Origin of the sequence: Gordonibacter sp. An230, assembly GCF_002159915.1 — a bacterium.
Classification (GTDB): domain Bacteria; phylum Actinomycetota; class Coriobacteriia; order Coriobacteriales; family Eggerthellaceae; genus Rubneribacter.
In genome coordinates, this window is the sequence record NZ_NFJP01000027.1 from 12661 (window position 1) to 24961 (window position 12301).

Consider the following 12301-nt stretch of genomic DNA (forward strand, 5'->3'; position numbering starts at 1 on the left):
AGACGGGCGGCTCGGCGATGGATCCCGAAGGTGCGAGGAAAGGTGAGGACGTGGCCCTGATCGAGGTGGACGAACGCAGCGGCATACCCATCTGGGTTCAGCTGCGCAACCGCCTCATGTACCTCATCGACTCAGGCCACTACCGAAACGGCGACCGTCTGCCCACGGTGCGGGCGCTGGCCGCCGACCTCAATGTGAACTACCACACGGTGAACAAGGTGTACACGAGCCTCGAGCACGACGGCTACATCAGCTCGAAGCGCGGACGCGGGGCGTTCGTCAGCAAGGAGGGCGACGCCGAAGAGGACGTGACGTCGGGCGACGCCGTGCTCGTCGAAGCCATCCGTCAATGCCTTGAGCTGGGGATGACCGCAGACGACGTGGAGCGCCGCTTCGCGAAGGCGCTCGAGGGATTCAAAGGGGACGCGTGAGCGGCCTTCGGCCGCCGTCCGCACGATCGACCGCATCGGAGGAAGCCATGAACGCACACCGCACGAAACCCGCCCCGGCAGAGCGCCCGTCCGGCCAGACGGCCCTTGTGGAGCCCGCATCCGCTCCGTTCGCGCCCATGAAGGCCACGAGAAACGGCGTCGTTTTGTTCTCGCTCGCGCTCGCGGCCGCCGTGTTCGCGGCCGTGGTGGCCGTGGCGTATTTCGGGTTCGGCATCATGGGGCCGTGGGTGCTTGCGCTGGCGCTCGTCTTGGCCGTGGCGCTCGCGCTGTGCATCCACATCGCCATGGAGTGGGAGCGCGTGGTCATCTGCCGTTTCGGCGCGTTCAACCGCGTGGCAGGGCCGGGCCTCATCTTCATGGTGCCCATCGTGGAGCAGGCCGCGTGCCATGTGGACCTGCGCACCGTGACCACGCCGTTCGGCGCCGAGAAGACGCTCACCTCCGACCTTGTGCCCGTGGACATCGACGCGGTGCTGTTCTGGATGGTGTGGGACGCGCAGAAGGCGTGCATGGAGGTGGAGGACTACCCCGCCGCCGTCCTCTATGTTGCGCAGACCGCCATGCGCGACGCCATCGGGCGCATGAGCGTGGCCGAGGTGGCGCTGTCGCGCGAGCAGCTGGACAAGGAACTCAAAGAGTCCATCGAACGCGAGACGGAGCCATGGGGCATCGCCATCCTGTCGGTGAAGGTGCGCGACATCGTCATCCCCGCCGAGCTGCAGGAGGTCATGTCGCTCGAAGCCCAGGCCGAGCGCGAAAAGAACGCGCGCCTCGTGTTGGCCAGCGCCGAGGAGGACATCTCCGAGATGATCGCGAGCGCAAGCGGCGTCTACGACGGCAACGAGGCCGCCTTGAAGATCCGCACGATGCACCTTCTGTACGAGAGTATCAAGAAGTCCGGGGCACCGTGGTCACCGTCCCCTCGGCCCTCTCCGACGGTCTGGGCGCGTCGGCCGAGGACGTCGTGAAGGCCCTCGGCGGAAAGTAGGGGAAGAGGCGAGCCGCCCGCCTTCCTTCGTCAGGAAAAGTCGCCCGTCCTGAGGAAAAAGCTGAATCAACCAGAAACCACCCGATTCGGGTGTAGGACTCCCCCGTATCTTCGCTGCCGCGAAAACGCGATTCGGCCTAGCCTTTCCCTTTGTTGCAAGGCATGCGGTCGGCCGTTCGCGCCAGCCGCGTTCGAAGAAAGGGGATTCCATCATGCGCCAAGAACAAGAGCAGGTCTTGAAAGGTGCCGAAAGCCATCCGCATCGGCCCATCGACCGCCGCACGCTCCTTGCCGGCGCGCTTGGGGCATCCGCGCTCGCAGCGCTTGGATTGGGAGGCTTAACGGGCTGCGCCCCGCGCGCGGCAGACGCGAGCGAGGTGCATTCGGGAGGAACGTTCGACATCGTCATCGTCGGAGCAGGAGGGGCGGGCATGACGGCGGCCCTGGGAGCGAGCGATGCGGGGGCGCGCGTTATGGTGCTGGAGAAGATGTTCGTGCCGGGCGGGAACACCTGTTTCGCCGAAGGGGGCATGAACGCCTGCTGCACGCAACCGCAATCCGATGAGGGCATCGAGGACAGCGTCGAGCTCTTCGTCGAGGACACGCTCACAGGAGGCCACAATCTGGGAAACCCGGATCTCGTCACCTACATGTGCGAGCACTCGAACGAGGCGCTCGAGCGCTTGGCCGAGCGGGGCATGCCCCTCACGAAGCTCTCCACATCCGGGGGCGCGAGCGTGCCGCGCATCCACCGCCCCGAAGACGGCAGCGCCGTGGGCAAATACCTGGTGAAGCACCTCTGCGCGCGCTGCCAAGAGCAGGGCATCGAAATCGCCACCCGCACATCGGCCAAGGAGATCATCATGGAAGAGGGCAAGGTGGCAGGCGTGCGGGCCCTCGACGACCGAAACGGCCACGTCACCGAATACCGCGCCCCGGTCGTCATCGTGGCCTCCGGTGGATTCGGAGCGAACCACGAAATGCTCGCGCAGTACCGCCCCGAGCTTCTGAACGCCGTGACCACGAATCAACCGGGCGCTCAAGGCGAGGGCATCCTGATCGCGCAGGCGGTGGGCGCCGACGTCGTGGACATCGAGCAGATCCAGGTGCACCCCACCGTGGAACAGAGCACGTCCATCCTGCTGAGCGAAGGCATCCGCGGAGACGGCGCGGTGCTCGTGAACAGCGAGGGAAACCGTTTCACCGACGAGCTGCTCACGCGCGACGTGGTATCGGCTGCGGAATGGGAACAGCCGGGCGGTTGGGCGTACGCCGTATTCGACCGAAAGGTGTACGACGAGAACAAGAGCATCAAAGAGAAGTTCGAGAAGAAGGGGCTTGCCCTTTCGGCCGACACGCTTGAGGGCCTGGCCGCCCAGATGGAGACCGTCCCTGAGTCGTTCCTGGCTACGATGGAGGCGTACAACGGGGCCATCTCTTCGGGAGCAGACGATCCGCTCGGACGCTGGAAAAGCCGCTACCCCATCGACGAGCCGCCGTTTTACGCCGTCAAGGTGGCGCCAGGCATCCACCACACCATGGGAGGCGTGCGCATCGACACGGAAGCGAAGGTGCTCGACACCGCGGGAAACGCCATCCCCGGCCTGTTCGCAGCAGGAGAGGTGACCGGGGGCATCCACGGAGGCAACCGGCTGGGAGGCAACGCCATCTGCGACATCAACGTGTTCGGGCATCGCGCAGCCGAAAGCGCCGTCGCCTACCTCGGCATCTCCAGGTAAACGCTCCAAGCTGAAACCCGGCTTCCCTTCCGAGCCTTGACAAGCCGAGTTAGAGCCCAACGTTGTGATATGCTTTCCCCGTTACGGCGAACGGTCGAGGAGGGGCATGGACGCTCAGAGGAAAGAGAGCGCTTTGGGGCGCATCATCGCGTGCGCCCCGGCGCTTTCCCTTAGTCTGTTCGGGCTCGTGGCGGTTCGCATCTGGATCCAATGCAATCTCTACGACCGCTACCTCTCCACCGATTCGGGCATCGTCACCATAGCGTCGAACCTGTTTCGCGTCATGGTCATCCTCGCCCTCATCTCCCTCGTCATGAAACGCGAGTTCACCGAGCGCGCCCGCAGCCGCCTGTTCGCCGCGTCGATAGCGGCCATGACCCTTGCGAGCGCGCTCTTCCTCGCCAACACGGCGGCCCCCTCCCCTTCGCTGCTGTGGACCGCATGCCTTCTGGCCGGGTTCGGCATCGCCTGGGGCGGCGGGCGGTGGATATGCCTGTACGTGCGACTTTCGACCGACGAGGCCCTGTTGTACGCGTTCGCCTCGCTCGGAGCGAGCGCGCTGGTCGGATTCCTCCTTGGGCTCATGCCCGAGAACGTCACCTATCTCTTGGCCATGCTCATGCCGCCGCTTTCGTATCTGGCCTACGAACGGGCCGAGAGGTTTCTCGACGAGCGGAACCTCGACGCCCCACGCGACACCGTGTACGACGAGGAGCCGCGCTCGACGTTCGTCCGCCTCATATTCGGCATCGTCCTGTTCAACCTCGCGCTCGGCATGGCCAGAGGGTTTCCCCACGGCTCGTCCATCGATCTTCCCACGCCTTTTCAAGCGATCCATCAGGCGTCTGTCGCCATCCTCTGCGCATACGTGATCTGGCGAGCGCTCGTTGCCAAAAGAAGGCTGGGGTTCTCGGCATTGTGGAACGTCTCGATGACCTTCATCGTCTTGGGAGCGCTCACGTTGGCCGCCGCGCAGCCGAACGTGGAGCCTTGGGGTGCGGCAGCGGTGGCGGTGGCGAACACCTTCGCCGTCGGGCTTCTGTGGTTCAGTTGCTACGATCTCGCCCGCCACACGAGTCTGCCCGCCCCCATTGTGCTGGGTCTGGCGTGGGTCGCCCATATCGCGCCGCGCGAGACGGGCCGAGCGCTCATCTGGGCCGCCGAGCCCCGCACCGAAGCGGCGATGGCCGTCGCCGCCGTCATCGTTCTTCTGCTGGCTGCGAGCATGGCTTTCCTCCTCAGCGATAAAACGCCCGTTGCCCGTCCCCTGTTCGCCGAACTGCTCCATCCGAGCGATCAGGTTCGAACCGCTCAGGCGGCGTTCGGCTCCTCGAAGAAGGAGCCCCCTGCGCTGACCGACCCCCTCGATGCGAAACTCGCTTTGCTACGGGAAAGGCGCTTCCTCACCGAACGCGAATGCGAAGTGGTCCGCCACCTGGCGCAGGGCCGTAGCAAGACCGCCATTGGCGAAAAGCTGTTCATTTCCGAAAACACCGTGCGCACCTACGTGAAGAACATCTACGGCAAGCTTGACATTCACAGCAAGCAGCAGCTTCTCGACCTGCTCGACACAATGGACCAACACTGAACGGACATCTTGACGTCAAGGGCGACCCTACCCCGTCCCTCGCGGACTTCCACGCCCGCGCAGCGACCGAACGCGCCGGATCGCCCATCCTCCCGCAGACCCCGCCTTTCGCCCGCTCACTCCCCTTCGATGCCGCGCTCGCGGCCGTATGCGGCGATTTCAGAGAGGAAAGCCTCACCGTATCGAGCGAGCTTCGTAGCCCCCACGCCGCTGACCTCGAGGAATTCGTCGTCGGTGGCGGGCAGCTTCGCGCACATGTCGCGCAGGGCCGCATCGGAGAACACGATGTAGGGCGGCACTTCGGCCGCATCGGCGATGCGCTTGCGCAGGGCGCGCAGCCGTTCGAACAGCGCAGGGTCGGCCTCGGAGGACGCCGCGGAGCCGGAACCGCCGAACACCCGCCCCGCGCCCGCACCGGTGCGGGCGGGCTTGCGCGCCACGCGTTTCATCTCCAACTTGAAGCCCTCGCCGCCCACCTCGCGGAAGCGCGCGCCCAAGCCCACTACCGGGTACGATCCCTCCGTGATGTCGAGGTAGCCCGCCGCCGCCAGAAGCTCGATGACCTCTTTCAGCTGCGCGGCGGGCGCGTCGGCCGTGCCGTAGCTGGCCGCCGCGTCAAGGCGCAGCTCCCGCACCTTCGCGGTGTCCGCGCCGCGCACCACGTCGGCCACGACGCCCTTGCCGAACCGCCCGCGCAGCTCGTGCACGCACCGCACCACGGCCCGCGCCATCTCGGTCACGTCCACCGCCTCGAAGTCTCCCGAGCAGTTAGAGCAGCAGGTTCCGTCGGCCTTCTCCACCGAGGCGGACCCGCCGTTCGCGCCGCTTTCCTCGGCGGCTCCCCCTTCCGCCTCCTCCTCCCGCTCGCGCTCCCCGAAATACTCCAGGATGTACTTGCGCAGGCAGCCCGTCGTCAGGCAGTAGCCGCACATCGCCTCTAAGAGGCGGCGACGCGAGGCACGCACGACATCGACCTCCACAGGTGAAAGCTCCTCGTTGCCCAGCTCCCGCTCGATGAAGAAGCGGCAGGTGGATACGTCTCCGTCGCTCCAGAACAGCAGGCACTCGCTCGGTTCGCCGTCGCGCCCGGCGCGGCCCGCCTCCTGGTAGTACGCCTCGATGGATCCGGGCATGTTGTGGTGGATGACGTAGCGCACGTTCGATTTGTCGATGCCCATGCCGAACGCGTTCGTGGCCACCATCACCGGCGCGTCGTCGGCGATGAACGCGCGCTGGTTCTCCTGCCGCTCGGCCGTGGAAAGCCCCGCGTGGTAGCGCGTCGCGCGCACGCCGGCCGCCACCAGCGCTTCGTGCAGCTTCTCCACATCCTTGCGCGTGGAGCAGTAGACGATGCCGCTTTCCGCGGCGTGTTCCAGCGCGTAGGAGGCGATGCGGGCCAGCTTGCGCTTCGGCTCCAAGCGCTCCACGCCGAAGAAGAGGTTCGGGCGGTCGAACCCGGTCACCGCCTCGTAGGGGTCGCGCAAACCCAGAAGGCGCACGATGTCGCGCCGCACGCGCGCGGTGGCCGTGGCGGTGAGCGCCGCGACGACCGGACGCGTGGGCAGCTGCGCGATGAAGTCGCCGATGGCGAGGTACGACGGGCGGAAATCCTGCCCCCACTGCGACACGCAGTGCGCCTCGTCCACAGCCACGAGCGGGACGCGCGCGGCTTGGGCGAACTCGAGGAAGCGCGGATCGGAAAGGCGCTCGGGCGCCACGTACATGATCTGGTAGGCCCCTTGCGCCGCACGGCGCAGCACGGTGGCCTGCTGGCCGGGCGTGAGCGTGGAGTTCAGATACGCCCCGCGCACGCCCGCGTCGATGAGCGCGCGCACCTGATCGCCCATGAGCGACACGAGCGGGCTGATCACAAGCGTGAGGCCGTCCAGCACGATGCCGGGCACCTGATAGCAGATCGACTTGCCCGCGCCCGTGGGCATGACCGCCAGCGCGTCGCGGCCGCCAAGGATGGCCGAGACCACGCCCTCCTGCCCCGGCCGGAAGCTTCCGTATCCGAAATGCCGCCGTAGCGCCTCCCGCGCCGCCTGTGCCGCCTCGATGCCCGCCATTCCCGCCCCTTTCGCTCGAACCCTGCCCGCCTCGATCATAGCACCCCGCCGCCCAGCCGCTCCTCCCGACGCGCTTTCTCCGCGATGTTCGCGGACGGCCTTGCACCGTGCGGGCCGATATGTATAATGAAGGCATCGGCGATGCCCGTGAGGTTGTAAGCTCCGGACGGGTGACGCTGGGTAGATTGGGCGGTTAGAGTTGCCTCTCTAGCCGCCTATTTTTTTCGCTTTCGCGCTGCCCTTCGTCTTCCGCCTTCGCCTCACCCAGTCGGCTGCCGCCATGAGAAACGACAGCACGGAGCATACTCCTGCGACCACGTTGAAACTATCCATAGGGTTCCTCCTCTCTCGAGGCGCCACCCGCCGGGCACGGACATCGCCGACGCGGAAGATTCTAACACGCAACCCCTGTCTTTTCCAGCGCAAATATAGCACTTGATCTGGGATTACTTTTTGCAAGCTTCATGCTTGAACCGCATTGGAATCGCGTGAGATCCGCAGGGACCCCGCGAAAGTCGCCCGCAAGATCCACGCGGCTTTCGCGCAAGGTTCCCGAATGATCCACCGGAGCGCGGATGCGGCCGCCCGCAGCGGCAAACACGGCCCCGAAGCCTTTCCGGAAGGCCCGTCAGCGACCCTGCAGCCGCTCCCATTCGCAGCGAGTTATGGAGTGGGCCAAATGGGGCATGGCGACGCCGCGGTAGTGCTTGGTGAACGTGAGGCGGTAGGTCATATCGTTGCGGGCGGCCACGCGCAGAGACGGCGCGTTCGTGTCGCGGATGATGGAGAACACCTCGTCGGCGCCCAGCTCGCGAAACGCGTAGTCGCGGCATGCGCGGGCCGCCTCGGTGGCGAAACCGCGGTGCCAGAACGCGCGGCAGAAGAGGTAGCCCACCTCGAGCACGCGCCGCCCGGCGCAGTCCTGCCACGTGAGGCCGCACTGGCCGACCATCTCGCCCGTCTCCTTGAGCGCAACCGCCCACAATCCGATGCCGTCGTCGCGATAGCGCGCCCGCTGCCTGTCAAGCCACTCCTGCGCCTCCGCATCCGAAAACGGGCCCTCGTAAGCGTACATGACCTCGGGATCCTGCAGCATCGAGCAGAGCGCGGGGAAATCGTCCTGGGTCATCTCGCGCAGGAGGAGACGGTCCGTCTCGAGCACCGCGCGCGGCCGGGGACGCCGTCCGTCCGCAACGCCGACGCGCGCCGCGGCGTCGTCGAGGGCCTTCTGCGTAAGGCGCTCCCCTGCCGGCACGTGCACCGCCAAACACGAGAAGCTGGGCTTGTCGGCCGTGAACAGCCCGAGGGCGCGCGACGCGGAGCGCACGTCGTCCTTCGTCATGCCCGCGCGACGCAGGGGCGACGCCACGCCCAGTTCGGCGAGTGCGCGAAAGCCCGGTCTGCGCGCGGGGTCGTCGCTCGCGTTCGTGCCATCGGCCAGCACTTCATAGCCGTCGGCCGCCATGCGCTCGCGGATGGTCGAGAAGATGAAGCGCTTGCAGCGGTAGCAGCGGTCGGGCCCGTTCGCGCACACCTCGCCCCGCGCGAGCACGTCGGCGTCGATCAGCTCGAAATCGGCTCCCAGATCGGCGGCCAGCCGCCGCGCGTCGGCGATCTCGAAAGCGGGCTGGAAGGCCGTGCGCACGGCGTAGGCCTTCACGGCGCAGCCCGCCCGCAGCGCTGCCGCCAGCAAATACGACGAGTCGCACCCGCCCGAGAACGCCACCGCAAACCGCGGCGTGCGCGCGAGAAACGCCGCCAGCGGCTCGACCCCCGCCTCTTGGCCGGGACCCACCGAACGCCCGCCTTCCGCACGCTTCGTCATGTCCGCTCCTTCTCTCGCCGCACCTGCCGCACCTCGCCGTCTCCGAAACCGAGTCGCGCGGCGCACCCGCACAAGCCCTCGCCCCGGCAAGCCGTCGAAGCCGATATCCGCGCCCGCCCTCGCCAAACCGTTCGAGAAGGTGTCTTGCGATATCGAGTATCATGGAACTGTACCACATTCCGACAAGCGCCCGTGACATTACGACAACGCATGCACGCCAGGAGGACCACCGTGACCGAAGAGCGTTTGACAGAAGACCTGCTCGCACGACTGCTCGCGGCGGCAAGCCCGAAGGCATACCTCGACGAAGGGACCACGTTCGACCGCAGCCTCTCCAACTACCTGCACGAGCTGCTAGCCGCGAAGGGAATCAAACGTGCCGAAGTGGTGCGCGCCTCCGGGCTCAATCCGACAGTGGTCTACGATATCTTCGCCGGAAAGAGCCGTCCCGGCCGGGACAACGCCATCATGCTCGCATTCGGCGTTCGCTGCACGCTGCGCGAGGCCCAGCGGCTGCTGCGGCTGGCAGGAGTGGCCGAACTGTGGCCCAAGGTGCGCCGCGACGCCATCATCGCATGGTGCATGGATCGCGGGCTCACCCGCACCGCCTGCGATGACGAGCTGTGGCGCTTCGGCGAGAAGACGCTGCTCGGCACAAACGCGCTCAGGTGAGACGCATGCACGGCCCGCACCGGACCCTTCGCAGCCCGATTGAAAGACCCTGCGCCCGCTTCGCAGCGTCGGCGTCATCCCAGTGGCGGGAGAAATTCAGTTGCGGGCTGAGGAACGACGGACGAAGTCCGTCTACAATCTGGCTCATCACCTTTCCGGAGACCGCTTCGACCGAAGGCGGCTCCGCGGCGTCTGCGACCGCGAGCGTCCGGCGCGGGAGGTGATTCCGAAACACATGCCGAGAACGAGGATAGCCAGGTTGAACGAGGAGCGGGTCATGCACGCGATGGGCATCGATGATGCTTATCGGGTGGAGCGCGTGCTCGCCGAAGGGCGCACAGGAACAACGGAACGCGTGACCATCGACGGGTCGGGCCCGTTCGTGCGCAAGAAAATCCCCTCTTCGTTTGCGAACCGCGGCGCGTGGGCCGCGCTCGCGGAATGCGCCTGCCCGCGTCTGCCGCGGGTGGCGGCCACCTACGAGATGCCCGACCGGTTCGCAGTCGTCTACGATTATGTTCCCGGCGACACGCTCGAGCACGCGATGGCCGCTCGCGGGCGCTTCTCGCCGCAGGAGGCGGTGCAGGTGGTGCGCGACCTCTGCGAGGCGACCGCCGACCTGCACGCGCACGGGATAGTGCACTGCGACATCTCGCCCGCCAACGTCATCCTCGCAGCCGACGGGGCGCACCTCATCGATCTGGGGATAGCGCGTTCGATCGGCCAGAATCCCACCGACGATATCGGATCCTTCGGCACCTGGGGCTTCGCCGCGCCAGAGCAGTACGGCTTCGCGAACGTCGATGGACGCACCGACGTCCACGCCCTCGCCTGCGTGCTGGGCTATCTGCTCACCGGAGCCAAGCCCGACAACGACGCCTACAATCGGCTGCTCTCGGATGCCGCAACGGTGCCGCCCGCCCTCGCCGACGTCGTACGACGGGGAAGCGCTTTCGAGCCGAGCATGCGCTGCCAGACCCCCGCCGAGCTCGCCGACGCCGCCGAACATGCTTTGGACGCAGCAGCTACGACGAGCGTCCCGAGCGCTTCGAGCGTGACGACTCCGCAGGGAGCTCCCGCCGACGCGCCGAACGCGCGGTCGCGCTCTTCCGCATCGCAGACCCGACGCCATAAAATCGCACGAGGGGTTGTTATCGGGGTTGCAGCTATCGCAATCGTCGCAGCGGGTATCGCGATGATCGCGCTCGGCGTGAAACCCCTCTTGGACAGACTCAGCCTTCGACACATAGGCACCGAGGTCGAAAACACTTCGGAAATCCGCTCGGAAAGCTCATCGAGCAACCCCTTCGACCAAAATCCCGCCGATGTCACAGGAGGCGCCACATCGACTTCCGGACTGCTTGAAGTTGCCGAATCGGGGTGGTGTGTCGAATCTTCAGGTTATATATGCTACGGTGTGGGAATCTACAACAACACGTCCGAATTCGCCATCACCTACCCCGGCGTAACGATAACCGGCCGAGACGAAAACGGGAGCATCCTCTTTTCCCAAGATCAGATCGTTTCCGTTGCTCAACCGGGTCAAACACTCTATTTCGGAGGCATTGCCGGCAACGGCACGGCACCGGACTTCGTGGAGTTCGCCCCCATAGAACCTCATGACTGGGCTTTATCCCAACCAACAGGCACCGAGCCAACCTTTCAAACGAGCAACGTTTCCGCAGTGCCCGACGGCTTCGGCGGCGTGAACTTCACTGGCGAGGCCTCCCTGGAAAGCGGCGAGTACGAAAGCGCCGGCATGGGGCAGATAGCCGTAACGGTAATTTTGCGCGACGAATCAGGGTACATCGTCTATGGCGCAATCGGTTTTGCCAACCGCCCGACAGCAGAAAGAAGCGTCTCCTTCGAAGTCGCCGGCGGCAAAGTGCCTGCCTACAGCAGCATCGACGTGTATGTGCAGGTGTGGTGAGAGCCGCAAAGCCGCCTTCGATTCTTCCCCGCCCCCCTCAAAATTCAGTTGGCAACTGAGGAAATCGAGCTGGTATTTGCCTATCGTAAAAGCGCTCCCCAAAACCGCAAGGCATATTCCAAAGCAAAAGAGAGGCCGGATTATGAAGAAAAGGGTTTCCGTAGTCGCATCATTTGCGCTGTCTGCCATCATGGCAATGGCACTTGCATCATGCAGCAACACGGCAATCGACCAGTCATCATCAGCGCAAAAAGAGCAGCTTTCAGAAGGCCCGTCTGCCGCAAGGCAAGACGCAATGGAAATCAAACCTTCTCCGGACAAATACACTTGGTACGTTAAAAACTACAAGGGAATGAATGCCGCTTCGGTAGGATATGAATCGATGGCGGGTGATCGGCGAGATGCATACGGAGATGCGAACGTCAGAATCGTATTCGTTTCGAGCGACGGGACCTACCTTGACCCCGGCAACAACGAGCAGTTGGCTGAATATGTCGTAACCGGCCAGAACCTCGCTCCCAACACGGAAATCAAACTCACATATGCAAAAGATCCGGACGGAGGGGAATACAGCAACCTCGTAGATGTCGCCAATTACAACGACATAGTGCTTGCCGTGGAGAAACCGGGGCAAAGCAAGGCTATTGATGTCAACCTGACGCCGATACTTCCTTCCCCCGACAAGTACGTCCGTTATGTGAAAGATTACGTCGGAATGAACGTCGCCTCTGCCGGATACATCTCCATGGCCGGAGATTACCGCGACTACTATGGCAAAGGAAACGTGAAACTTGAACTTGTCTCCGACGACGGATCCTACATCGACCCCTCCGACATAGAGATGATGAGCCAATACGTCGTTACCGGGCAGAGCATTGAGCCAAATACGGAGATATCCATGACTTTTGGAACGGATTCCGAAGGAAAGGAATACGACAGCCTCGTTGCCACGCAAAGCGTCCAGTCCATCACGCTCAACGTCGCAAAACCACGTTAGCAAGCGACCGGCGTTGATGCCCATCAGGCAAAGGCCCCGTT

10 protein-coding genes are annotated in these 12301 nt (G+C 64.9%); 7 read left to right on the forward strand and 3 right to left on the reverse strand.

Annotated elements, in window-relative coordinates:
- Nucleotides 1-50: 50 nt before the first annotated feature.
- From B5F40_RS12625 to B5F40_RS12640, 4 genes are all read left to right on the forward strand, one after another.
- Nucleotides 51-431, forward strand: coding sequence for a GntR family transcriptional regulator (locus tag B5F40_RS12625; RefSeq protein ID WP_171899985.1), 381 nt, complete (start codon nucleotides 51-53; stop codon nucleotides 429-431).
- Nucleotides 432-478: 47 nt separating this feature from the next.
- A complete protein-coding gene (locus B5F40_RS12630; RefSeq protein WP_239443050.1) occupies nucleotides 479-1420 on the forward strand; it encodes a slipin family protein in 942 nt (313 codons plus the stop codon).
- A gap of 232 nt (nucleotides 1421-1652) precedes the next feature.
- Complete coding sequence (locus tag B5F40_RS12635; RefSeq protein ID WP_087194644.1) at nucleotides 1653-3179, forward strand: FAD-dependent oxidoreductase; 1527 nt, start codon at nucleotides 1653-1655, stop codon at nucleotides 3177-3179.
- A 106-nt stretch (nucleotides 3180-3285) separates the two neighbouring features.
- Nucleotides 3286-4767: a LuxR C-terminal-related transcriptional regulator gene (locus B5F40_RS12640; RefSeq protein WP_087194645.1), complete on the forward strand. Its 1482-nt coding sequence runs from the start codon at nucleotides 3286-3288 to the stop codon at nucleotides 4765-4767.
- Between the two features lie 116 nt (nucleotides 4768-4883).
- On the opposite strand, the gene B5F40_RS12645 is transcribed toward B5F40_RS12640, so the two are convergent.
- The 3 genes from B5F40_RS12645 to B5F40_RS16720 form a co-directional block, all read right to left on the reverse strand.
- On the reverse strand, nucleotides 4884-6836 hold the full coding sequence (locus tag B5F40_RS12645) for a RecQ family ATP-dependent DNA helicase (RefSeq protein WP_087194646.1): 1953 nt from the start codon (nucleotides 6834-6836) through the stop codon (nucleotides 4884-4886).
- A 207-nt stretch (nucleotides 6837-7043) separates the two neighbouring features.
- Entirely contained in the window at nucleotides 7044-7169 is a 126-nt protein-coding gene (locus tag B5F40_RS16840; protein WP_255396424.1) for a hypothetical protein, read from the reverse strand.
- Between the two features lie 295 nt (nucleotides 7170-7464).
- Nucleotides 7465-8661 (reverse strand): GNAT family N-acetyltransferase, encoded by a 1197-nt coding sequence (locus tag B5F40_RS16720; protein WP_239443051.1) that lies wholly within the window; start codon nucleotides 8659-8661, stop codon nucleotides 7465-7467.
- Nucleotides 8662-8892: 231 nt separating this feature from the next.
- On the opposite strand from B5F40_RS16720, the gene B5F40_RS12660 reads away from it, so the two are divergent.
- The 3 genes from B5F40_RS12660 (at nucleotide 8893) to B5F40_RS12670 (ending at nucleotide 12260) form a co-directional block, all read left to right on the forward strand.
- A complete protein-coding gene (locus tag B5F40_RS12660) occupies nucleotides 8893-9333 on the forward strand; it encodes a helix-turn-helix domain-containing protein (RefSeq protein WP_204217399.1) in 441 nt (146 codons plus the stop codon).
- 277 nt (nucleotides 9334-9610) lie between these two features.
- On the forward strand, nucleotides 9611-11263 hold the full coding sequence (locus B5F40_RS12665) for a serine/threonine-protein kinase (RefSeq protein ID WP_162610980.1): 1653 nt from the start codon (nucleotides 9611-9613) through the stop codon (nucleotides 11261-11263).
- Between the two features lie 142 nt (nucleotides 11264-11405).
- The gene (locus B5F40_RS12670) at nucleotides 11406-12260 is read left to right on the forward strand and encodes a hypothetical protein (RefSeq protein WP_129589862.1); all 855 of its coding nucleotides are present in this window, start codon (nucleotides 11406-11408) and stop codon (nucleotides 12258-12260) included.
- The last annotated feature ends 41 nt before the right edge of the window (nucleotides 12261-12301 follow it).